This window comes from Yersinia intermedia, assembly GCF_900635455.1.
GTDB lineage: Bacteria > Pseudomonadota > Gammaproteobacteria > Enterobacterales > Enterobacteriaceae > Yersinia > Yersinia intermedia.
The window spans coordinates 2,090,035-2,114,077 of sequence record NZ_LR134116.1; the positions used below are offsets into that span (position 1 = coordinate 2,090,035).

Genomic DNA, 24,043 nt, shown 5'->3' on the forward strand with positions numbered 1-24,043 from the left:
TGGCCGAGTTTTATGTGATGAAACATTCGACGTGAAACCCATCATCAGTCCTTTCCCTCATTTCCGGCCAAACCTGACGTTATGGCTGGGTACGGTATTAGTTTTCAGCATTTAATATAGAGCATTCCTTTTTTGCTTATATTGACGCCGCAATAATAGTAGGTAGACTGGTATACCTACATCCAATCAAAGCAGGAAGAAGTTTGCCATGTCCTCACGCGAATTATCAGAAAGTGCCCGAGATCGGCTGCTGAGTGCTGCAAGGGTGTTGTTCTATAACGATGGAATTGCGGCAACCGGTATTGATGCCATTGTTAAAAGGGCTGGTGTTGCCAAGAAAAGCCTCTACAACAATTTTGCGTCCAAAGCAGAGCTTGTTGCGACTTATTTACAGATTCGCCATGAAGAGTGGCTCGCACTGTACGCTAATCGTTTGCAACAAGCGGCGAGTCCGAAAGAGAGCGTGATGGCTGTTTTTCTTGCTTATGCAGACCATGCTGAATTTGCCTATGAACGTGGATTCAGAGGGTGCGGGCTACTCAATGCTGCGGCTGAACTGCCCGCTGGGGCACCGGGTAGGCAGGCAGTGCGCGGGCACAAAGAGCAGGTAGAGTCGATTTTGACTGAACATCTTTGTGTGCTTCTCTCTGGTGATAAGCAACGTGCCATACGGATGGCCAGGCACTTTTCATTTTTACTTGAGGGGAGTATGTCCCGCGCGGGTTTGGAAGGTAATGGTGAATGCGTTCGTCAAGCAATGGCAATGACCGCCGACATGATGGAGTCGCTATGACGGTTACTCAGAAAGAGCGCATGCTGGGCATGGTGGGGGTGTTGATTGCTGCCATACTGTGGGGAACAACCGGAACAGCGGCAACATTTGCTCCTGCGGTCAGCGCCGTTGCCATAGGCGCTGTTGCGATGGGTTTTGGGGGGCTACTCCAGGCGATGATAGCCGCTGGGAGTATCACCAGATACATCGATAAACTATTTCAACAGTGGCGTTTACTGCTGATAGGGGGCAGCGCCGTTGCCATTTATCCACTGGCGTTCTATGCCTCTATGCATTTAGCGGGTGTTACGGTCGGCACTGTAATCTCCATCGGGTCGGCCCCCTTGTTATCTGCTTTTATTGAGTATGGATTGGAGGGGCAGAAACTGACGGTTCGCTGGATGTTAGGGGCCATCCTTGGTGTTGCGGGTATGATATTGCTCAGTATGGCTGAAAGTACCGGCCACGACACCTTAGTCCAGTCATCCAATGTCATGTTCGGTGTTATTCTCGGTCTTCTCGCTGGTTTTACTTATGCGCTGTATTCGTGGGCTGCTCGCCGCATGATGCAACAAGGCCTTCCTTCTAAAACAGCTATGGGGGCGATTTTTGGTCTTGGCGGTATGTTGCTAATGCCGGTGCTTTTTGTTACTGGCGCGCCGCTATTAGCATCATGGAGTAATGCTGCGGTAGGTATTTATATGGCTTTGGTCCCGATGTTTATTGGCTATATTTGCTATGGATATGGGCTGGCACGAATAACAGCAAGTATGGCCACGACGATCACCCTTATTGAGCCAGTGGTTGCAGCCATATTGGCAGTAATTATAGTGGGAGAAAGGCTGCCTATTATGGGGTGGGTAGGGATCGGGCTGGTGGTAGCTTGCTTGATATTTATTACCGTTCCGCTAAAACATATACCAATCGTTAGGATAAGAGTAAACAATAGCCTGTGTGGAGTTAAAACAATTCAACGAAATAGTAATAGGACTTAATCTGACTGCCAATATCAGAACTGAATTTTATCAATAAATACAGGTTAAATTTAACTCGGCGGGCCATTTAACTATTATAATTAATGGCTGGTGAGTGTGGGTTTTCAAATGTCATACAGAATAGATGTAGAAAATAAACTACATCTTCAGATACCAAAAACTAACGGGGTGAAGCCACTCAATTAGATTGGTCACTATCAGATTGGCGGTATACTTCCCCGCAAAGCAAGATCACATCAGGCCTTCTTGCATGAATGCGAGCGGCTACCTCCATACATTCGTGGCGTGTTGTGTAGACATCATCGGTCACGGGCAGTGCCTCGCAAGCATCCATTCCGCAGGTGCTAACCAATAAAACAAATCCTATGAGCATATATTCTCCTTATTTATAGGATTTATATGAGTATAGCGCGTTTATAGAAGAAGTTGCGCTCTCCTTTTTGAATAAATGACATTCTAATTATCTGGTGAAATATTAGCCAAACTTGGTTACTGCTACACCCAGCATAATAATGGCACTGGCGATAAGGCGTAACATCGAGGGTTTCTCTTTTAGCATCCAGATAGAGATTATCATGGCGAACAAGACACTGGTTTCTCGCAGAGCGGCGACCAGGGCGATGGGCGTGCTTTTCATGGCCCAAATGACAATACCATAAGCCAGTAACTGCATCGCACCGCCGATAACTCCATGTCGCCAGTGCTGGCGTATTTCGCGAAAAACCACATTGCGGTGCATTATCCAAAGTAATACAAACATAGTTATCCCATTGCACATAAACAACCAAAGGATATAACTAAGCGGTTCAATGCTGGCACGGCTACCAGCCCCATCCGATAGGGTATAGCAGGCGGTAAAAGTAGCAGTAATTAATGCATAAATAATAGCTCTGTAACTGATTTTTTTAGGGCCGCAGCGGCCATCAAACGTCATCATAATGACACCGGAAACTAAAATAGCAGCACCAACTAATGATAAAGATCGCGGAATCTCCGACAAAATTAGCCAAGAGAGTAGCGCACTTAGCAGCGGGGCAATCCCTCTAGCGATAGGATAGATTTGACCAAACTCAGCTTGTTCATAAGCTTTACTTAGAAATAGGCAATAACCGGTGTGAAAAGCAACCGATAGCAGCAACCAAGGAAGTGCGCCCAGCGAGGGTAACCCAACAAAGAAAACACCAAACAGTGAAATCACACCGGAGAAAATGGCCATCAATGAGATTGCGACAAACCGATCACGGCCAAATTTGACGAGAGCATTCCAGCAAGCATGTAACAGTGCAGCCCCCAGCACCGCAAAAAATATTTCACTATTCATTCTGTCCCCTTGTTTAGGGGCTTAAGTTTACCTTAATTGCATTTATTTTCACGTCTGTAACCGGTGAAATCTGCACCAGATAGCTGATTTTTTGGGGCGGGCTAAAAGAACTTAATATGCAGATTTATCGCAGGGTGAATATAACTAACCAGTAATCTATTTCTTATACCATTTGGTTTATTAGGTAATAACTAAGCGCTGATTAGTTTTAATCTATTTTAGATGGACGAAAATAAAACCGGCGGACACAATTAAAAAGCAATAGATGATTATAAAAACGAACTGGCTATTATTTCGGCATCGACAATTACGTTTAATATGACTAAGGTTTTAGCTGGAGGTATATGAATGTTAGCAGGGAAACACTATTTCTTTAAAGTTAAAAAATAGTCATTAGTCAGGTCAGTTATTTTTATTGTGTATAAATAGATGGAAAGTAACAAAGCTTACCTGAGTAAGTTGGCACTTTTCTTATTTCCAAATCAACGTTGCCGCATGCAAACGAGAGGGACTGTACGGCTAACGCTTCCTAAAATAGCTATAAATTGGCATCATATAGGCATGTTGTGTTTTTTTAGGATGAGTAATGAAACAGTTCCCTTTCGATAAACGTTATGAGATTGAAGATGCCAGCGGCGTTGTTGAGTATTACATTGATGGTGATGAGTACATCCGTGGCCAAGATGGCGTACCGGGCTATCGAATCGCAGGTTATGAAGTGTATGAGCATGGTGCGGAGGCTAAACTCGTCGGTTTTCTCGAAGGGAAGCATATAACAACCCCGGATGCAGATATTCTGCTGACGATTTTAGATGATCAGCAAGCTGCTGATTAATTGTCGCTGTTTTGATTTTCGGCTGTGGAGTGTTGCGATACAAAGATTATCTATTGTTTTTAAACCGGGGAATATGGCGTTATTGCCCATGATGATTTTTTGCAAAAGTCGCTATTCAATCAGATGAAAACCGATTAACGTCAATCTACTTAGTGATAATCAAGCGGGAGTTTCAATGAGTCAGAAAACTATTACGTTGTATACAGATTCGGATTTTTTCAGTCCTTACGTGATGTCGGTATTCGTCTCATTGGTAGAAAAAGCTCTCCCTTTTTCATTACATACCATCAGTTTGTCTGCTGGGGAGAATTTGCAAGAGGCTTATACTCGGCTGTCGGCGACACGCCGGGTACCGACACTGGTTATTGATGATTTTCAACTATCGGAGTCTTCTGCTATTTCAGAATATTTAGATGAACGTTTCCCTGCACCAGAGTATGCGCGGCTTTATCCGCAAGATAAGCAAGAGCGTGCCAGAGCGCGTGAAATACAGGCGTGGTTGCGCAGTGATTTTATGCCGATCCGCACCGAACGTTCCACTGAAGTGGTCTTCGCCGGGCTCAGGTTGCCTCCTTTGTCTGACAGTGGCCAACAGGCGGCGAATAAGCTTATTTCTGGATTGGAGCGCTTGCTGTCGGATGGCCGGAGATATCTATTCAGTGAATGGTGTATTGCAGATACTGATTTGGCACTGATGATTAATCGGTTAGTTCTGAATGGCGATAACTTACCTGAGTATCTTCGTCAGTATGCAAGTTATCAATGGCAGCGGCCTTCTGTGCAGCAATGGCTGGCATTATCACAGAAGTAGAGGGAATAAAACGGAAGGTGGGGAGCGCGCCCTCACCTTGTGCCAAAGTAGGATGAGCATCGATAGAATGAAAAATGTTATCGAGTTCGAAACTGAGCGTTTGCTGCTACGTCAGTGGCGGCCATCAGACCGGGTACCTTTTGCGGCAATGAACGCGGATCTGCGTGTTATGGCGTGTTTCCCAGCCCCGCTGACCCGTGCTGAAAGCGATGCGATGGCAGATCGTTGTCAATTATTAATAGCGCAGCGCGGCTGGGGGCTGTGGGCTGTTGAACTTAAAGCTACCGGGCAGTTTGTGGGTGCGTTGGGGCTACATATTCCGACAGTTAAGTTGCCTTTTTCACCTTGTGTCGAGATCGGCTGGCGTTTCGCTTTTTCATTTTGGGGGCAGGGGCTGGCAACGGAAGCTGCATTGGCAGTATTGAAGGTTGGTTTCGAGCAATTAAAACTGGCCGAAATTGTCTCTTTTACTGCTTTAATTAACCTGCGTTCACAAGCACTGATGGAGCGCATCGGCATGGTGCGCGTGCCAGGCCATTTCCCCCACCCAAATGTCAGCCCTGACAGCGAGTTAAGCCAGCACTGTCGGTATACTCTCTCTCATCAACAATGGCATAACAGATAGTATTATTTTGTGAAAGTATCATTAAATTAGTCTACGTTTAGTCAGTAACATGTGGCCACATCCGCTAGGAAATAGAATGATAATAAGCTGGAAATTAGGGCGTGCCATGGCGTTGCTAACCGGGTTTTCTTTATTGGTGGCCTGTAGCCAATTACCTAGAAACCCAGTGCCAGTGGAATTAATGCCAGCAGCGGAAATCCCCGGAATGCCGAATATTCGTGCAGGGGCAGGGCACATTAGCCCCATATTTGAAGCAGATCTACTGCAATCTTATAAAGACGAATCTAAAGAGATGTTCCGAGCTGCGGATGGCACATTGGTTTATCCCCACCTGGCATTATCTGGTGGTGGTCCAAATGGTGCCTTTGGTGCCGGTTTTTTGAATGGCTGGACCAAAACAGGCAAGCGCCCAGTTTTTAAAGTGGTTAGCGGGGTTTCTACTGGCGCGCTGATTGCACCTTTTGCCTTTTTAGGTAGCGATCACGATCAGGCATTGCATGACTTTTATACCACCACCACCACGCGTGATATTTTCCATCTGGATAATCTACTATTTCGCCTCTTCTTCCGTGAGTCGTTAGCCGATACCAGCCCGTTATCTAAATTGATTGATGGGCACATTACACCTGAATTAATGAGTGAGATAGCCAAGGCTCATCAGCATGGTCGGCGGTTGTATATGGGGACGGTAGATCTCGATTCGCAAAGATTTATGGTCTGGAATATGGGGCTGATTGCGGCGAAAGGTACTCCTGAGGCCCTAATGCTATTTCGAAAAGTGATGCTGGCTTCTTCTTCCGTCCCGGTCGCATTTTCTCCGGTGTTTTTTGATGTAGTCGCTCAGGGTAAACATTACGACGAAATGCATGTTGACGGCGGTGTGGCGGCGCGGGTCTTCTACAATGGCGGCGTGTACAGCTCAAAAGTTGTTCGTGCCAGAGCAGGGCTGATAGACAGTAAAGAAGATATTTACATCATTCATAACGGCCAACTTGGCCCACAACCAGAACCGACACCACGGCTGGTGCGTAATATTGCCCTGCGTACTCTGGACTCGACCAGTAAAGCGGCATTGGTCGGGGATTTATATCGTATTTATGCATTCTCTTTGGCTGAAAAATCGGGGTTCCACTGGATAACCATTCCATCGAATGTTGATACAAACGGCGCAGAGATTTTTGATCCAATTAAGATGGAGCGTTTGTATCAGGCGGGTTATGCCGAGGCATTACAAGGGCCAAAATGGTCACTGCGTCCACCAGGCGTTATTGAGATGGGCGAGTTATTACAAGATGCTGCTGTTACTCACAGTAACTGAGAGGTGGATTTGGGGCTGAGGATTACGCCAAGGCCTGGCTCGCACACGGTTTACATTAGACTAAACAGTGGGAGCGAACCATCAATGACTGCGGCGGTGATATAGATAATAAATAGTGAGTAGAGAAATAAATTGCTGACCATTTGGCCCCTCAGTTACCCGAACAGGTAAGGTATTTATCATGATAACACCATGACAATATAGCACGAGAATTGACTAAAAAAGGCACTAATTGTGAATAAGTAATGAAACTTGTATTACAGTTTTATACTGATAGGTGCTTTTTAAGCAAGTTCTGAGAGACGGGAGAGAGTTTTAGTATGTGTTAATGACAATGCGAAGGCTGAGTGCCCTGTTAGGTTTGATTTAATCTACTGTGATATCAAAATGTTAACTTCAATTGAAAACAATTTAAGCAGCATATGATCAGAGAGGAGCTAATTGTGCTACACTATGCGACCGATAATCAAGGATAAAACATGAAAAAAGTCTCAATCATTGCTCAGTGCTTAATAAACGCTAAGAGTTTCAGTGAGATGTCTGAAGCTGAATCCTCGATAAAAAAGGTTTTCAACGATAGTTACGCAGAACATTCATTTGATGAATGGAATACCGACGTTTCTACGTTGAGTGCTAACCGTGTTATCAGCTTGGTTGCGGGTGCTTCCAAAGTTCGGGTCAGAGGATTGATCCAAGAATTATGGAATCACTGATCCCAGACCAAAGGTTTCCAACAACCCGCCCACCACGTCACTACGCTAAGCATGCAAGCCATGCTGCGTGGTGAATGTTTTCCCCGTACTTTTCCATTTTCTGCTTGTTTTTTTCCGTTGTCTCCCGCAAAAACCGGCTATTTTCGCGAAAAAAATCTGGCCCGGTAGAGATAATATGAGTAAACGCTGACCACGCCACGGTTTATTGCCGCTGGTTAACGTAGTCTAACGAGGTTGTACAACTGAGAGGCGAGCATATGTCATTTCTTGATAGCGTCAGAAGATTGGTTAGCAGTGCCAAAGTAAATATTAAGTGCCCGGATTGTGGTGCAGCCTCTGAGCAGAGCTCAGAAAAAGTACACAAAAATACGGCATTAGTATGCCCGAAGTGTGGCTGCTTATTTTTACCTAAAGACAAACGCTAGTGGTGGCAATATCAGCCAAAGATCATCGACGCCCACCGCAGCAGCATTAATGCGCCACAGATACAGAGTAACACCACAAACATCTTCCAATGTTTCGTATGCAAGCGTTTGGTCACCATAGGGTCCTTAATATTATGTCTGATTGGGTCAGCTCTGCGGAATTCATTTGTTTACTGCGACGCTGGTTACTTTAGGTATAGTAGCGAAAATTTATGCTGATGCGAGAGTTAGTCAGTTCGTGCCAGTTAAGATAAAGTGTAATATGCGCTGCATCAATAAGATGACGAATAGGAATAATGAAACTATGGCTACAGTCCCACAAAAATATCAAGACGCCGAACGTTGGGCATTTGGTGATACTGAACAAGTGGCAGATGATTTGTTGGCATTAGTACTGAATGGTACAAAAACAGCGACCTGTGCTGCACTGGATGAAGATGGTGTACCGCAGGCGGGGGATATGTTTGTTGTGGTCGATGGCCGCAATGAGCCGGTTTGTGCGGTAGAGTTGACCGATGTAGAATTGAACACGTTTGATCAGGTTGATGAATCCCATGCCCTAGCTGAGGGTGAGGGCGATCGAACGCTGGCGTATTGGCGTAAAACACAGCAGCGCTTTTTTGAAGAATACGAGATGTTTTCCCCAGAGATGATGTTAATCTGTATGAAATTCAAACTATTAGAGAAGTTCTGATGGCTGATTTTAGTAATCAGTAATCTGATTGATTTTGCATGACAGGTATTATCGGATCACGAGAGAAGAAACCGTCACTCATAAATTGTTGCTATGGGTTGACGGATCTTCTTATCGCAGCAATTACGTTACCCTCATCACCCAGGCATCCTGATGTTGATCATAATGCTGTTTGAAAAGCAGCCGGTCTTTACCATCTAACGTTGCGGGAATACTGGTGTGTTCATCCCATCCATCTAACTGCATGCACAAGTCAGGGTCCGATTTACAAGGGATACTGAGTGTGTTTTCGCCTTTTGTCAGTGGTGCAGAGAGCTCTGCGTCATCAACTTCAAAATCTCTGATTTTTACCACGGTTTTTCCCATAAAGACTCCTTACCCACCAAGTGGTATGAGGTATGACCAGATTGGTCGCCTTATTGAGAATAGCCGAGCCAGAAAAAAGTGCCAGAGACGGCATCGAAAAAATATTGTCTTAACGAAACATTTAGCCATATAGGGCGTGGCGGCCATCATTATTTAATACCGGTTATTTTTACTCAGAGTAGCCGGTTCGGCCGCATTAGCAGGGGAGTTCAGCTAAGTTAAATTGGTTACGGCCGTTCTTTTTCGAGTAGTAGAGTGCTTGATCTGCCGCGAGCATTAAATCTGCCTGATCCGTAGTGCCAACATGCTGATTGGCCTGGTAAATGGTTAGACCGAGACTGATGGTAACCTTACGGAATTTACTGTCACTGTGCTTGATACCCATAGCACGGATAGATTGCAAGATATGCTCAGCTACCAGGCTGGCTCCCCGCTGATCGGTATCTGGCAAAATAGCGGCAAACTCTTCCCCGCCATAACGAGCAACAATATCGGTACTGCGTTTTAGTGATTTACGTAATGCTCTGGCGACCAACCGCAGACAGGCATCACCGGAGATATGACCATAACAATCATTGAAATTCTTAAAGTAATCGATATCAATCATTAACACTGCCAGCGGAGAATTTGAGCGTTTAGCTCGCATAAACTCATGAGCCAGTACTTTTTTGAACGCTCTGCGGTTAGGCAATTTAGTCAACGAGTCAGTTCGGGCCTGAATTTCCAGACGCCGATTAGCTTTAACCAGCTTAAGCTCCAGTAATTTTCGTTCATGAATATCTTCAGCGGTTCCGTACCAACACAATACATCGCCATTATCATCTATGCTGGGGACCGCACGGATTCGCATCCAGTTCCATCCCTTTTCTACATGACAAAAGCGAATTTCAACATCGAGTGGCTGCCGTGTTTGTAAGGCTTGTTCCCAACGGATCAACGTAGGGTGGCGATCATCTAAATGGATGGTACGGAGCCACTTATCAGCCAGCGCTTGTTCGCGGGTTAATCCCGTAATTTTTTCAAAGCGTGAACTGACATCGGTAATCATACCGTCCGGCGAGGCAGTCCAAGGAATTTGTGGGTTCAGCTCCACCATGTTGCGGTAATGCTGTTTGCTGCTGCGCAGCTTTTCTTCCATCTCTTTCAGCGGCGAAATGTCGATCATGGCGACTGACAGCCCACTAACCTGACCATTGGGATATCTGGCCGCATTTATCCGCATAAAGAAGACCCGCGTTTTATCGGGCATCTGAAATTCAGCATCGGGGATACTTTCATTGCAATAGGCTTTCAACAAAGCACTTTGCAAAATAGGAATAATGCTAGGTAGGAAATCGGCAATTTTTCGCCCATTGATCTCTAGAGTGTTTTTACCCAAGAGTTCAGCCAGATAATCATTTACCGTAACGTAGCGCAGAGTAGTATCGATAAAACACAGGCCCGCAGGGGCACTGGAATAAATCGACTCCAACTCGAATAAGCGCTTACCTGCATCATTAGACAAATTGCTCAGGTTGCGATCAATTCCGCGATAACCCTTGAATTCACCATTATCATCAAACAGTGGGACACCACTGGTTTCAACTAAAACTTCACTACCATCGGCACGAATATTGCGGTTTTGCAAACCGGAAAAAGGGATACGTGCAGCCGTAATCTCCGCAAATATCTTTCCTACCCGGTGGGCTTCATCCTTCGGCATAAAATCAAACGGTGTTTTACCGATCACTTCATGGGGTAGGCGGCCCAGAAGCTCGATGGATTTTGTGGATGAAAACGTATAACGGCCAGAAGTATCAACTTCCCAGAACCAGTCTGAATTGTTTTCGATGATATCCCGTAAGCTGCTCATTTCTTTTAACAGACCAATGTTAGCTGATTCTTCCCGATTATCGTAGTCAGTCATGATGCCCACTCCTGTTTAATAGCGGCTTTCCTTAGATAGAAATATGTCGGCTATTATTTAAGCCCGCAGATTGTATAACAGGAGCAGATTTAGTACAGCCCAATCGGATTTTTCTTATAAATAAACAATAACTAAAAATTTTAACCCTCAAAAATCCAAAACGAAAAATTGAATATAGTTAATAAAAACAAGTGGTTAATTTAATATCTTCTGTGATATTTCAGCTCCACGCTAGTATTCCAGTACTACACTGACATTATCTTGGGATTTTCTGGCATGAATCCATTCAGCAAAATAAGGATACACTGAGTCTCATATCAAAGAGCCTGGTTATTGATTAGATTTTCTTTTTGAATGTATTGCAGAAATAGCTAAAGCAACCCCGCCTAGTAGGGCGGCTATGCGGTAAGTAAACTGCATTCCCTGAGTGATGTGATCCACAGTTGCTAATTGAATATCTTGTTGGGCGGAGGCAAAGGCGAAAATAGCCCCCATGACAGATGCGCCAGTAATCAGACCGAGATTGCGCGAAAGATTCAGCATGCCGGAGGCAATGCCTCGCTGTTGCGCGCCAACAGATTTAATCACCAAGGTATTATTTGCGGCCTGGAAAATAGCATAGCCCGCTGTAATCAGGCAGACCGGCAGTATATAGCCGGGCAGGCCAGCAACTGGCCCCAGCATCGACAGCGCAATCGCCCCGGTAGTGATCGCCGTTAATCCTATAATCACCATCATTTGAGCACCTAATCTGTCGACCAGATAACCGGCAGGAACCCCGATGAGGGCCGCGACTATTGGGCCGGCGGACATCGACAATCCAACCCATTGTGTACTCATGGCGAAAGCTCGCGAAAGATAGAATGGCCCAACGACTAAGGTTGCCATCATGATCGTGGTGACCAATGCACTGACTATCAATGCGCTACGCAACCGTGAGTGGCGCAACATAGCGGTTTGAATTAATGGGAATGCTGCGTTCTTTTCTACCCTAACGAATAACCCGATACCGATTACTGCACCGAGTAATAACACGACATTAAGTGTGCCGAAGGTGCCGTGGCCAAGCGTCATGGCAAGGGCATACAGTGCCAGAGTCAGGCCCAGTAGCAGCATCCCAAGGGGATCAAAACCGCTATGGGATTGTTGTAACCCATTGTTGTCAATGGCTAATGATTCGGGTGCGGGTAAATAACGTGATAGTAAAAATAGGGCTAACAACCCCAACGGAATGTTAATCAGAAACATCGCTGGCCAACCGAATTCGTTGATTAACATGCCGCCCACTGATGGCCCAAGTGCCGTACCGACAGCCGATACGCTACCGAGTATGCCCATCGTACGCCCGATTTTTTCCTTACAGACAGCTTCACCTACCAGCGCCAGAGTCAGAGTCATCATAGTGGCGGCCCCCAATCCCTGTAACACACGGGCAGCGATTAGCACTCCGATACCAGGAGCTAACGCGCAACCTATAGAGGCTACTGTGAATAAACCAATCCCCGCATTCAACAATCGGCGTTTGTTAGTGATATCCCCCAAACGTCCAATGCTAATGGCCGAGGTGGTAATCGCCAGTAAATAGGCTAAAACGACCCATTGCACCGCTTGAAAAGAGGCACTGAAAGTGAGTGTTAACGTGGGCAAGCCTACATTAGCGATGCTGGTTGCTAATGAGGACAGCAGCATCGGCAGTGAGAGGCTGATAACTATTCTGCTTAGCGCACTGTTGGCGATGATGTCACTATCGATGTTTTCGGTATTGATTTTCATTAATGGGTTAACTCCTGAATGACTTGTTCAGGAGAGACTAGGGCATTACATCATAAGGCGGAAGACGCATGAAATGCAGTTTATCCATGCATATAACGCCATGTCAGCATAAGGTTATGCTAGAGTTAGTGCATGACAAAACCCGATCTCAATTTGTTAATCACACTCAATGTTCTGCTTGCCGAGGGGAGCGTGGCGCGAGCTGCCCAGCGATTAGGGCTGAGCCCATCGGCAATGAGCCGGGCGTTAGCAAGATTACGTAAAACAACCGGTGACCCCTTGCTGGTTAGAGCAGGGCGCGCCTTAGTTCCCACACCAAGAGCGCTTGAGCTGCGTGAACAGGTCAGCCAATTAGTACAAGAAGCAACATCGGTGCTGCGTCCTGCGGCGAAACTGGATCTCGCACAGTTGATGCGTACCTTCACTTTGCGTACCAGCGATGGCTTTGTCGAAAACTTCGGTGGCGCATTGTTGACCCGGATTCATCAACAAGCGCCCAATGTGCAACTGCGTTTCATGCAGAAATTGAATAAAGACAGCGCATTGCTACGCGATGGTATGGTGGATCTGGAAACGGGGGTTGTGGGTTTGGCTGCCAGCCCTGAATTACGCACACGGGCACTTTTCCGCGATCGCTTTATGGGGGTGGTGCGTGTTGGTCACCCGTTATGTGGAGAGGAAATCACCCCCGTGAGCTATGCGGCTCAGGGGCATATTGTGGTTTCACGGCGTCAGGGCCATAAAGGACCGATTGATGAGGCGCTACAATTACTCGGGATTGAACGGAATATTGTCGCCTCGGTTGATGGCATATCCACCGCATTGGCGCTGGTGAGAGAGACGGACTGTGTGGCGACTGTTCCTGAGCGGCATACACAAAATCTGCGTAGAGGGATGTACAGTTTTCCTCTTCCTTTAACATTACCGACTATCACAGTTTCGATGCTGTGGCATCCGCGCATGGATGCCGATCCGGCGCACTGTTGGTTGCGACAATGTGTGCTGGAGGTGGTGGTGGCACCGAGTGAGCCGCAGATTGCACACGAAGATTAATCTTTACGTAGAAATGCAGAAATAACGTAGGGGAATAACCAGGGCAGCCCAATGTGAGCTACCCTGATGACTAGCTAAAAGCGAGGGATTGCTGTCCCCCAATTGCGCCAATCCTTAGGCTCTTCAGCGTTAAGCAAGAAGTGCTGATTCACGCTGGCTTTCGGGGCCAATGGCGTAGTCGGTGGCGTCGCGAAAGCAATACCGCCGCGTATAAATTGCTGGAAGGTGCCGCTTTTCACCACACCACCGGTTAGGCCGAATTCAAGGTTGTAACCTGACGCCAGCCAGAAGACGCTATTTTGCCGCACCAACTGCTGGAATTTCTGACTGATCCGTATCGATACCTGCACGCGATCAGACATTGCACCAAGGTTAAGCCCGGTAACTGTACCCACTTCAAGCCCACGGAACAGCACCGGGGTACCAACCTGCAATGATCCTGCTTCGGCGGTATCCAGAATAATGCTCAGCCCATCAAGGTAGCGGGAATCGGTAATAGTGGCGGTTTGCAACTCAAAAGTACGCAAGGTGTCACCTTTACCCGGCTCGACATTAATGTAAGGTTGGAACAATGTGTCGAGATTATTGACCCCGGCGGCAGAGATCTCCGGCGACACAATGGAGAAGCGGGTACCGGCTCGGGTAAAATTCTGCACATATTCGGGATAGAGCACGGCTTTGGCTAATACTTCGTTGCGCTCGGGTGCCAACTTCAGCGATTCGACCTGACCGATATTGATACCTAAATAGCGAATCGGCATGCCAGTTGCTAGTTTGCTGGCATCAAAGGTACGCAATATGATCTGGCTGCCGACGGCACGGGCAGCAGTTTCATTGCCATACAAGGTTCGTGTGGCCCCTTTATCCAGTGTTACACCTTCCAGATTATCAAAGCTGATAGCGCCTTTTAAGGCGCGGTTCAAAGGCGATGCCTGCACCGTTAGCCCACCGCCGTTCAACTGAACTTTTGCTCCGCCTTCGGCCCAGAAAATGCTCTTATCAGTGAGTAAATTTCGATATTCAGGTTGAATATAGACCTCCACTTCAAACTCATTCGCTTTCGGTTTGATATGGGTGATTTCACCTACTTGAAACTTGCGATATAACACGACAGAGCCGGTTTGCACATCGGGCAAGCTGGCAGCGGTTAAACGTAGTGTTGTGGCGGGGGCGTTACCTAAAATGCCATCGGTGGCTTTGGCTACGCTGCTATACAGCGGATACTTATTCAGGGCTTCACCTTTACTGCCCGGCAGTATCAGAATGCCACCATCAATCCACTCCTGTGCACTGGCGCCCTGAATGTCAATACCATCAATCCCGAGCTTCACATCCAGCCGACTGTTAACCACAAACTTGCTGTCTTTATGCACCAAATCACGGTATTTGGCTTCAATTGCCGCCGTGAAGATAACACCGTCGGCTGATAACTCACGGGTCAAGACTTGGCCAATTTTAATCCCATGTAGGGAGAGCGGCTGGCCGATATCAATGCCATAACTTTGTGGAGCGGTTAATTGCAATTCGAGCACATTGGGCTGCTGCAATAGACTTTTACTGCTTGGTAGCACCGTAAAGTGTTTTTGTGGCGCCCCTTCACCTGGGATTAACTCTAATGTATTGCCAGTCAAGAGTTCACTCAGTTTGGCATCATTAAGGCTGATTCGTGGGCTGTTCATTTCAATGCGGCTGCCTGCACGCATCAAATCGACCACTGATGGATCAATGGTCAGTTCACCGCTCACTTTACTGTCCGGTTGAAGTGTCATTTTGGTCAGGGTACCCACCTGTAACCCCTGATAAATCAGCGGTGTTCGCCCCTCACTTAAACTACTCCCGCTGGGTAAATCCAGCGTAATCGCCACACCACGTTGGCTATGTGCTAAATCGGGGTAGAGTTGGAAGGGTTGATCCGGCTTCGCATGCTGGCTGTCTTTGGGGGAGTCAAAGGCAATAGCACCATTGACCAGAGCGGCCAGACTTTCCATTTGAACCGACGCGCCACTGAGACTGAAATCACCTTTAAAACCAGACACATTCCAGAAGCGGGTATCGTTTTTTACCAATTTGGCGAAACGACGGTCAATCAGTACATCAATGACAACGCCATTATTATCAGGTGCGATATTGTAATCATAGACTTTGCCAACCGGGATTTTACGGTAGTAAACCAGTGAGCCGTTATTGAGTGACCCCAAATCAGGGGCTTGCAAGTGAATCATTAGCTCGCCGGTATTCATACGAAACTTGGGCTGAGTATCTAATGCCGTAAAGTGGCTCTGCGGTTTGCCTTCGCCTGGCATCATCCCGATATAGTTACCACCGACTAGCGCGTCCAAGCCAGAAACCCCAGCCAAAGAGGCTTTTGGCGTCACTAACCAGAACTGTGTCCCTTCTCGCAATGAGTCTTCCATATCATTTTTGATACTGGCGGTGACTTTTATATTGCGCAGGTCATCATCCAGACTGATGGATTGCACCATCCCGACCTCAACGCCCTGATAGCGAATAGGGGTTCGGCCCGCCACAATACCGGCGGCAGACTGAAAATCAATAGTGACTTCGGTACCACGGTCCTGCCAGTTGTTATAAACCAGCCAACCGGCAATCAGCAGGGCAATAAAAGGCAGCAACCAGAAAGGCGATATCCGGCGTTTATGTTTAATTTGTGCCTCAGTCGGTGTACTCGGCGTTTCCTGTTGCATGTGCATCCCAAATCAATCGGCTATCGAGCCATTCAACAGCAAGGATAGTCAAAATGACCGCAGACCCAAAATAGAAGGCTGCCGGTCCCATAGTGAAGGAAAGGAGCTGATCACGATTAATCAGCGACATCATTAACGCAATAACAAAGAGATCTAGCATCGACCAACGGCCAATCCAGGTAATTAGTCGCAGTAATCGCATGCGTGTTTTAAGACTATGTTGTGTCTTCAGATGAATGCTGAGCAACAATGTTAGCAACACAATCACTTTAGTAAATGGGACTAGCACACTGGCGATAAACACCACTGCGGCGATGGGCAGGTTACCCGAAGAAGCCAGAGAAACCACGCCGGAGAAAATAGTATCCTCCATGCGGGTACCATTGGCATAAACAATTGATATCGGTAAAAGATTAGCAGGCAACAGCAGGACTATCGAGGCGATTAACGCCGCCCAGGTTTTTTGGATGCTATGGCGGCGGCGATGGCGCAAAGGGGTATGGCAGCGTGGGCAGCGGCCGCGTGCGTCGCAGTGCCCGGTATAATGGCATGACAGGCAAATGCGCAATGTTTCTCGTGGGCCAGGGGGCTGCTCTTGGGGATAAAATCGCTCCCACAACTGCTCCAGATTCAAATGCACTAGCGTCAGAATACTGAGTAACGTCAGAGCCAGAAACGCTATCAACCCGCCACCGGGCATAACGTCCGCATACTCTTTGACCTTAATACAGGCCACGGCCATACCGATAAGATAGATATCTAGCATGACCCATTCTTTTAGCCGCTCCAGCATCAATAACACCGGGCGCAGGTTCATACCAATCCGGCTGCCGATACGCAGATACAGAATCGATGCGGTGAGTGTAACGGGAGCACCAATAATACAAAATGCCACCATACTGGCAGTAATCGGGCCGCCCTGGCGACTCATCTGCCAAACCCCCTCCAGCAGACTGGCATCAATACGCGTGCCGAGCAGACGAATGGTAATCAGCGGTTCGGTAAAAGCAAATGGCATCAGCAGTAACATGGCAACCGCCATGGCGGTCAGGCGGGTAAGGGACCAATCGCGCCCATTGGCAATTTTTGCGCTGCACCGTGGGCAATAGGCTGTTTGTGTACCATTGAGCGGCGGCAGGGTAAATAGCGCATCGCACTGGCAGCAACGCTGAACCCTTGCAGTGGAGAGTGGCCGTTGAATGGCATGTACCTTCATATTATAAAACCCTGATGCTGACGCCGGTTTATAAAGAATAGCGCGGATGGTAGCAGAGCAATCGGTCAAAACAAGGGGCAAAACGGGCCAAACCCCCGATGTCGACAACTCTTTTACTTCGTTATAGCGGAATAACCTTGTAGCCAAGGGTATTTAATGATTACTTTATATAAGCTAAGCATAACTATCGCCTCTGGCTATTCTTAGGTTTCTAACGGTCATTACATGAAAAAAGCAGAATTCTACGCGGAATTAAAACGTGATTTGAGTGCCCTGATTGCAGGTGAAACGAATTTTATTGCTACTCTGGCTAACACCAGTGCCTTGCTTTATGAGCGCCTTGATGGGTTGAATTGGGCCGGTTTTTACTTGATCGACGGTAATCAATTAGTACTCGGTCCTTTTCAGGGGAAAATCGCCTGTGTACGCATTCCAATTGGGAAAGGTGTATGTGGAACCGCCGTGGCAGAAAACCGCGTTCAGCGGGTGGCAGATGTGCATGCATTCCCCGGCCATATTGCCTGTGACGCCGCAAGTAATGCTGAAATTGTGCTGCCAATCACTGCGAAGGGTAAAATTATCGGCGTTTTGGATATCGACAGCATTGTTTATGATCGCTTTGACGAAACCGATGAATTGGGCTTAATCTCAGTCGTGGCGGGGCTTTGCGAGCATCTTGACCTGTGTGACAGTGATAAATATGTCACACAGACTGCAAGTTGATATACGGATAACGTGGCAATTGCTGATGGCGTCATTATAATGACGCCTGTTCATGCCTGCGCTGGTTGGCAAACCCGTTGTAATCAGGAAATTTCATGGAAAATCAACCTAAGTTGAACAGTAGTAAAGAAGTCATAGCCTTTTTGGCTGAGCGGTTCCCGCTTTGCTTCACCGCCGAAGGCGAAGCACGTCCACTGAAGATCGGTATTTTTCAAGATCTGGTCGAACGTGTTCAGGGGGAAGAGAATTTAAGCAAAACGCAATTGCGTTCTGCGCTGCGTCTCTATACCTCAAGCTGGCGTTATCTTTATGGGGTCAAAGTCGGTGCTGAACGTGTTGATTTAGACGGCAACCCTTGTGGTGTGCTGGAAGAGCAACATGTAGAACATGCCCGCAAACAGCTCGAAGAGGCGAAAGCCCGTGTTCAGGCACAACGTGCTGAACAACAAGCTAAAAAGCGCGAAGCTGCCATTGCTGCGGGTGAAACCCCAGAGCCACGTCGCCCACGTCCGGCAGGTAAAAAACCTGCGCCGCGTCGTGAAGCGGGTGTGGCTTCGGAAAACCGCAAGCCTCGTCAGTCACCTCGCCCACCACAGGCTCGGCCACCTCGCCCACAGGCCGAGGAAAACCAGCCACGCCCTGTGCCGGTCACAGATATCTCTAAACTGCAAATTGGTCAAGAAATCAAAGTCAGAGCAGGTAAGAGCGCGATGGACGCAACCGTATTAGAAATCGCTAAAGATGGCGTACGGGTGCAGCTATCTTCCGGTCTGGCGATGATTGTGCGCGCAGAACACTTGCAGTTCTGATACGGAGGCCAACCTAGGCATGAACAAATTTGTCAGACTAACAGCAATCGCAGGCTTGTTACTGGCGGGGGCGAGTTACGCAGCGGATACGACGTATCGCATTGATCAGCTACCTCAACTACGTCAGGAACCCGAGCATGCAACCGTGAGTGAGCGCGTAACATCGCGCTTCACTCGCTCTCACTATCGCCAATTCGCTCTGGACGATCAGTTTTCCGCCAAAATATTTGATAGATTCCTCAACATGCTGGATTACAGCCATAACGTGTTGTTGGCATCAGATGTGGCACAGTTTGCGGATAAAAAGCAGTCGCTGGATGATGAGTTAAAATCAGGCCAGTTAGACACGCCTTTTGCGTTATTCAATTTGGCGCAAAAACGCCGCTTTGAGCGCTACCAATATGCATTGTCAGTACTGGACAGGCCGATGGTCTTTACCGGTAATGACACCATTGATATTGACCGAGCTAAAGCCCCTTGGCCGACCAGCGAAGCTGAGCTGAACAAGCTCTGGGACGCAAAAGTCAAATATGATCAGCTTAATTTGAAATTAACCGGTAAAACGGATAAAGAGATCAAAGAGACGCTGACTAAACGCTATCAGGCTGCCATTAAGCGTTTGACGCAAAGTAATAGCGAAGATGTTTTCCAGTTAATTATGAATGCGTTTGCGCATGAAATTGACCCTCATACCAACTATCTGTCGCCACGTAATACCGAACAGTTCAATACTGAAATGAGCTTGTCTCTGGAAGGTATTGGTGCTGTCCTGCAAATGGATGATGATTACACTTTAATCAACTCTATGGTTCCTGGTGGCCCCGCGGCGAAAAGTAAAACTATCGCCGTAGGTGATCGGGTAATCGGTGTGGGTCAAACCGGTAAGCCAATGGTGGATGTAATTGGTTGGCGTCTTGATGATGTTGTGGCGTTAATCAAAGGGCCGAAGGGCAGTAAAGTGCGGTTGGAGATTTTACCTGCCGGTAAAGGCACCAAACCACGTACTGTCACCTTGACCCGTGAACGTATTCGCCTCGAAGATCGCGCAGTGAAAATGTCGGTGAAAACTATCGGCAAAGAGCGCGTCGGTGTACTGGATATCCCTGGTTTCTATGTTGGCCTGACAGAAGACGTTAAGGTGCAATTGCAGAAGCTGGAGAAAGAGAATGTCAGTAGCATTATTATTGACTTACGCAGCAATGGTGGTGGTGCTCTGACCGAGGCTGTGTCACTGTCCGGTTTGTTTATTCCTAGTGGGCCAGTGGTTCAAGTGCGGGATAATAACGGCAAAGTGCGTGAAGACAGTGATACTGATGGCGTGGTGTACTACAAAGGCCCGCTGGTGGTGTTGGTTGATCGCTACAGCGCATCCGCTTCTGAAATCTTTGCTGCCGCTATGCAGGACTATGGTCGTGCATTAATTGTCGGTGAGCCAACCTTTGGTAAAGGTACTGTTCAACAGTATCGGTCGCTGAACCGTATTTACGATCAAATGTTGCGCCCGGAATGGCCAGCGTTAGGTTCACTGCAATACACTATCCAGAAATTCTATCGGGTAGATGGTGGCAGTACTCAGCGTAAAGGGGTAACCCCGGATATCGTGATGCCAACAGGTGTCGATCCGGCAGAAACGGGTGAGAGTTTTGAAGATAACGCCTTGCCTTGGGACAGTATCAATGCGGCCAGCTACGTCAAGAGCGGCGATCTGAAGCCACTGGAACCTGAGTTGCTGAAAGCGCATACAACACGTATCGCCGCTGATCCTGAATTCCAGCATATTCAGCAAGATATTGAACGTTATAAAGCGTTGAAAGAGAAACGCAACATTGTCTCTCTTAATTACGCTCAGCGTGAAAAAGAGAACCATGATGATGATGCCACGCGGCTGAATCGCTTGAATGAGCGTTTCAAACGTGAAGGTAAAAAGCCACTGAAGTCATTGGATGATTTGCCAAAAGACTATCAGGAGCCAGACCCTTATTTGGATGAGACTGTTCATATCGCTTTGGATTTAGCACATAAAGAAAAAGCGCAACCGCAGGTTGAATCACCACCGGCGGCAGTACCTGCTGCAAAATAAGTCAGCAGACAATATGAAGGATCCGGGCCTTAACGAGCCCGGATTTTTTTTGCGTTTTTCTTATCACGCAATTTATTAATTGGCGAAAAAATAGCAAAATATGTAATGAAAAGTATCCAAATTTGTAAAGTTATGTTGATTTACTCTGTTAGAACTTAACAAGCCTTGAAAATTTATCAGATGCCCATACGATCAGCGTATCTCAGTAGTAATTTGGCTAAGTCATCATTCAGGATTATGTCAATTTTGACTTAAGAACCATGTGACTCAACACAGTGTCGACTTAAAACAATAAGGAAATAAATTTTTATGATGCGTATCGCTCTGTTCCTTCTCACCAACCTGGCCGTTATGTTGGTGTTCGGGTTGGTACTAAGCCTGACAGGTATTCAGTCCAGCAGTGTACAAGGGCTGATGATCATGGCTGGTCTGTTCGGCTTCGGCGGCGCATTTGTTTCGTTGCTGATGTCCAAATGGATGGCTTTGCGTTCAGTGGGTGGTGAGGTTATCGAACAACCGCGCAATGAAACTGAGCGCTGGTTGCTGGATACGGTACGTCGCCAATCTCAGCAAGCCGGTATTGCCATGCCACAAGTTGCTATCTACCAGGCACCGGATATTAACGCCTTTGCGACCGGGGCTCGTCGTGATGCCTCTTTGGTGGCGGTGAGTACAGGTTTATTGCAGAACATGAGCCGCGATGAAGCGGAAGCCGTTATCGCTCATGAAATTAGCCACGTCGCTAACGGCGATATGGTCACCATGACCTTGATTCAGGGGATTGTGAATACCTTTGTGATCTTCATTTCACGCTTAATTGCGCAAGTCGCTGCCGGTTTCTTATCGGGTGATCGTGATAATGAAAGCAGTAGCGCCGGTAACCCGATGGTCTACTTTGCCGTATCAATGGTCTTGGAATTGGTCTTTGGTATTCTGGCCAGCATTATCACCATGTGGTTCTCGCGCCATCGCGAATTCCACGCTGATGCCGGCTCAGCGAAGCTGGTAGGGCGTGAGAAGATGATAGCCGCCTTGCAACGGCTGAAAACAAGCTATGAGCCACAGGAAGCAGGCAACATGATGGCTTTCTGCATTAATGGTAAGTCCAAGACTTTCAGCGAGCTGTTTATGTCGCATCCGCCGCTGGACAAACGTATTGAAGCGCTGCGTTCAGGCCAGTATCTGAAGTAGCCACAATAAGATCATCTGATTGAAAACCCCGCTCGCCAGCGGGGTTTTTTATGGCAGCCTGAGCCTAGCTACGTTTCTGGCTTATGCGCAGTACACTGACCAATGCGGCGATACTGGCAAAGCAGCCCGCCAGTACGAGTGAAGCATGAGTGCCACTGGTTGAAAACAGATTGAACATTAATGCCACTAATGCCGCTCCAGAGGTTTGCCCCAGTAAACGTGCTGTGCCTAGCATGCCACTGGCCCCACCGCTACGATGCTGCGGTGCAGCAGAAATAATGGTGTGGTTATTCGGTGACTGAAACAGGCCAAAACCGGCACCGCATAGCGCCATCCGCCAGATAATGTTCATATCACTGGGGTTGGCTGGTAACGATGCTAGCAGGAATAAACCACTGGCAAACACCGCCAAACCTATCCCACCTAATAATCCTGCATGATAACGTTCGACTAATCGCCCGGCTATCGGTGCTACCACCATGGTTGCTAACGGCCATGGGGTTAACAGCAGTCCGGTTGCTACTTCATCACGCCCCAACACAGTTTGTAAGAAGAAAGGCAGTGACACCATTGCCAGCATTTGTGCGGCAAAAGAGCAAATAGAGGTGCCGATCGAGAGTGCAAAAATAGGAATGCGCAGTAAATCAACCGGAAGCAGCGGGAAAGGCTGGCTAAGCTGGCGGCGTACAAAGAAGAAACCAATCAACAGCAATGCGATAATTTCGGCAGCAATGAGCGTCGGGCTTTGCCCCTGAGCAAAACCACTGATAGCGATTATCAGTAAACCAAAGGTCAGGGCATTCATAACACAACTGGTAAAATCGAAGCGGTTACCGTTACTTTTCATATTATTGGCGGGTAAATACTTCATACCTAATAACCATGCCAACAAGCCGATGGGGACATTTATAGCGAACAGCCATTGCCATGAGGCGACTGATAGCACTGCAGCGGCAATGGTGGGGCCAGCGGCGGCTGAGACAGCCACAATCAATGAATTAATGCCGATACCTCGGCCTAATTGCGCCCGCGGATAAATAATTCGAATCAATGCAGTATTAACGCTCATTAAGGCTGCTGCGCCAAGCCCTTGCAGCACACGGGCAAATGTTAGCGTCCATAAGGAATCAGACAGGGCGCAGAACAGTGATGTCACACTAAATACCAGTAAACCAGTCTGATAAACCCGCCGATACCCAATAATATCGCCCAGAGATGCCATTGAGAGCAACGACACAGTGATAGCTAACTGGTAAGCATTCACCACCCAAATAGACGTGGCTGGGCTGGCATTGAGGTCACGGGCAATCGTCGGCAAAGCGACGTTGGCGATAGTGCCATCCAACACCGCTATGGTAATACCGAGAGCAATAACCAGTATTGCAGCATAACGTTGAGGAACCGGCATGCCATCGCTTGATGATGGAGTCATAGGTTTTATCTGTAAAAATAAGGAGGTAGGTAAGTGTTTATATGCTAACCAGTATTGTGTTTGAATGCATCCTTGCCAGCCGGCTTATTTGTAAATAGCGATGTGGTGCTGGTATCGTAACCAGATTAACAGGCTGATAAACACAGTAATTTGGCTAAATCAGTAAAAACAGAACCGCGATCACGGAAAAATGAAACATCGTTTCTATAATGTGAGATAGTATTAGCCTAACAGGTTCCCTTGCGGGCAAATTTTAATTCTCTGATGATTTTAAGGACTT

The 24,043-nt window shown here is 47.4% G+C and carries 23 protein-coding genes; 14 read left to right on the forward strand and 9 right to left on the reverse strand.

Annotated elements, in window-relative coordinates; translation table 11 throughout:
* Positions 1-208: 208 nt before the first annotated feature.
* Positions 209-793 carry a TetR/AcrR family transcriptional regulator gene (locus tag EL015_RS09515; protein ID WP_005182988.1) on the forward strand — a complete coding sequence of 195 codons (585 nt, stop codon included), beginning with the start codon at positions 209-211 and terminating at the stop codon, positions 791-793.
* Positions 790-1,767, forward strand: coding sequence for a DMT family transporter (locus tag EL015_RS09520; protein WP_050413733.1), 978 nt, complete (start codon positions 790-792; stop codon positions 1,765-1,767). Before EL015_RS09515 ends, EL015_RS09520 begins: the two co-directional genes overlap by 4 nt.
* Before the next feature lie 178 nt (positions 1,768-1,945).
* Here the strand turns inward: EL015_RS09520 and EL015_RS09525 are convergent, their stop codons facing one another.
* Complete coding sequence (locus EL015_RS09525; RefSeq protein ID WP_032905816.1) at positions 1,946-2,140, reverse strand: hypothetical protein; 195 nt, start codon at positions 2,138-2,140, stop codon at positions 1,946-1,948.
* Positions 2,141-2,242: 102 nt separating this feature from the next.
* Positions 2,243-3,088, reverse strand: a complete 846-nt coding sequence (locus tag EL015_RS09530) for a DMT family transporter (protein WP_005182986.1) — start codon at positions 3,086-3,088, stop codon at positions 2,243-2,245.
* Positions 3,089-3,674: 586 nt separating this feature from the next.
* Here EL015_RS09530 and EL015_RS09535 point away from each other — a divergent pair.
* From EL015_RS09535 to EL015_RS21915, 6 genes are all read left to right on the forward strand, one after another.
* Positions 3,675-3,923, forward strand: a complete 249-nt coding sequence (locus EL015_RS09535; protein ID WP_005182985.1) for a hypothetical protein — start codon at positions 3,675-3,677, stop codon at positions 3,921-3,923.
* A gap of 175 nt (positions 3,924-4,098) precedes the next feature.
* On the forward strand, positions 4,099-4,734 hold the full coding sequence (yfcF, locus tag EL015_RS09540; RefSeq protein WP_032905815.1) for a glutathione transferase: 636 nt from the start codon (positions 4,099-4,101) through the stop codon (positions 4,732-4,734).
* Positions 4,735-4,801: 67 nt separating this feature from the next.
* A complete protein-coding gene (locus EL015_RS09545) occupies positions 4,802-5,359 on the forward strand; it encodes a GNAT family N-acetyltransferase (RefSeq protein ID WP_032905814.1) in 558 nt (185 codons plus the stop codon).
* A gap of 76 nt (positions 5,360-5,435) precedes the next feature.
* Complete coding sequence (locus EL015_RS09550; protein WP_032905813.1) at positions 5,436-6,677, forward strand: patatin-like phospholipase family protein; 1,242 nt, start codon at positions 5,436-5,438, stop codon at positions 6,675-6,677.
* 479 nt (positions 6,678-7,156) lie between these two features.
* A complete protein-coding gene (locus EL015_RS09555) occupies positions 7,157-7,390 on the forward strand; it encodes a hypothetical protein (RefSeq protein ID WP_005182969.1) in 234 nt (77 codons plus the stop codon).
* A gap of 257 nt (positions 7,391-7,647) precedes the next feature.
* Complete coding sequence (locus EL015_RS21915; RefSeq protein ID WP_005182967.1) at positions 7,648-7,815, forward strand: YnfU family zinc-binding protein; 168 nt, start codon at positions 7,648-7,650, stop codon at positions 7,813-7,815.
* 11 nt (positions 7,816-7,826) lie between these two features.
* On the opposite strand, the gene yniD is transcribed toward EL015_RS21915, so the two are convergent.
* Positions 7,827-7,934, reverse strand: a complete 108-nt coding sequence (gene yniD, locus EL015_RS21920) for a small membrane protein YniD (RefSeq protein WP_086018937.1) — start codon at positions 7,932-7,934, stop codon at positions 7,827-7,829.
* A 185-nt stretch (positions 7,935-8,119) separates the two neighbouring features.
* On the opposite strand from yniD, the gene EL015_RS09560 reads away from it, so the two are divergent.
* Positions 8,120-8,509 (forward strand): ASCH domain-containing protein, encoded by a 390-nt coding sequence (locus EL015_RS09560; protein WP_005182966.1) that lies wholly within the window; start codon positions 8,120-8,122, stop codon positions 8,507-8,509.
* Between the two features lie 123 nt (positions 8,510-8,632).
* Here the strand turns inward: EL015_RS09560 and EL015_RS09565 are convergent, their stop codons facing one another.
* The 3 genes from EL015_RS09565 to EL015_RS09575 all read right to left on the reverse strand — a co-directional run bounded on the left by EL015_RS09565 (position 8,633) and on the right by EL015_RS09575 (position 12,554).
* Complete coding sequence (locus EL015_RS09565) at positions 8,633-8,875, reverse strand: DUF1480 family protein (RefSeq protein WP_005182965.1); 243 nt, start codon at positions 8,873-8,875, stop codon at positions 8,633-8,635.
* Positions 8,876-9,071: 196 nt separating this feature from the next.
* Positions 9,072-10,781, reverse strand: coding sequence for a diguanylate cyclase (locus tag EL015_RS09570; protein ID WP_032905812.1), 1,710 nt, complete (start codon positions 10,779-10,781; stop codon positions 9,072-9,074).
* 330 nt (positions 10,782-11,111) lie between these two features.
* Complete coding sequence (locus EL015_RS09575) at positions 11,112-12,554, reverse strand: MFS transporter (protein ID WP_005182962.1); 1,443 nt, start codon at positions 12,552-12,554, stop codon at positions 11,112-11,114.
* 132 nt (positions 12,555-12,686) lie between these two features.
* Here EL015_RS09575 and EL015_RS09580 point away from each other — a divergent pair, with 132 nt between their 5' ends.
* Complete coding sequence (locus tag EL015_RS09580) at positions 12,687-13,607, forward strand: LysR family transcriptional regulator (protein WP_005182958.1); 921 nt, start codon at positions 12,687-12,689, stop codon at positions 13,605-13,607.
* A gap of 74 nt (positions 13,608-13,681) precedes the next feature.
* On the opposite strand, the gene EL015_RS09585 is transcribed toward EL015_RS09580, so the two are convergent.
* Positions 13,682-16,312: a PqiB family protein gene (locus EL015_RS09585; RefSeq protein WP_032905811.1), complete on the reverse strand. Its 2,631-nt coding sequence runs from the start codon at positions 16,310-16,312 to the stop codon at positions 13,682-13,684.
* Positions 16,281-17,528, reverse strand: coding sequence for a membrane integrity lipid transport subunit YebS (gene yebS / locus EL015_RS09590; RefSeq protein ID WP_032905810.1), 1,248 nt, complete (start codon positions 17,526-17,528; stop codon positions 16,281-16,283). The genes EL015_RS09585 and yebS overlap by 32 nt, the downstream gene beginning before the upstream one ends.
* Before the next feature lie 225 nt (positions 17,529-17,753).
* Here yebS and EL015_RS09595 point away from each other — a divergent pair, with 225 nt between their 5' ends.
* From EL015_RS09595 to htpX, 4 genes are all read left to right on the forward strand, one after another.
* Positions 17,754-18,251, forward strand: a complete 498-nt coding sequence (locus EL015_RS09595) for a GAF domain-containing protein (protein ID WP_005182953.1) — start codon at positions 17,754-17,756, stop codon at positions 18,249-18,251.
* Between the two features lie 95 nt (positions 18,252-18,346).
* The gene (proQ, locus tag EL015_RS09600; RefSeq protein WP_005182952.1) at positions 18,347-19,060 is read left to right on the forward strand and encodes an RNA chaperone ProQ; all 714 of its coding nucleotides are present in this window, start codon (positions 18,347-18,349) and stop codon (positions 19,058-19,060) included.
* Between the two features lie 19 nt (positions 19,061-19,079).
* Positions 19,080-21,140: a carboxy terminal-processing peptidase gene (gene prc, locus EL015_RS09605; RefSeq protein ID WP_005182951.1), complete on the forward strand. Its 2,061-nt coding sequence runs from the start codon at positions 19,080-19,082 to the stop codon at positions 21,138-21,140.
* Between the two features lie 309 nt (positions 21,141-21,449).
* Positions 21,450-22,331, forward strand: a complete 882-nt coding sequence (htpX, locus tag EL015_RS09610; RefSeq protein WP_005182949.1) for a protease HtpX — start codon at positions 21,450-21,452, stop codon at positions 22,329-22,331.
* Between the two features lie 64 nt (positions 22,332-22,395).
* Here the strand turns inward: htpX and EL015_RS09615 are convergent, their stop codons facing one another.
* Entirely contained in the window at positions 22,396-23,763 is a 1,368-nt protein-coding gene (locus EL015_RS09615; protein WP_005182948.1) for an MFS transporter, read from the reverse strand.
* Between the last annotated feature and the right edge of the window lie 280 nt (positions 23,764-24,043).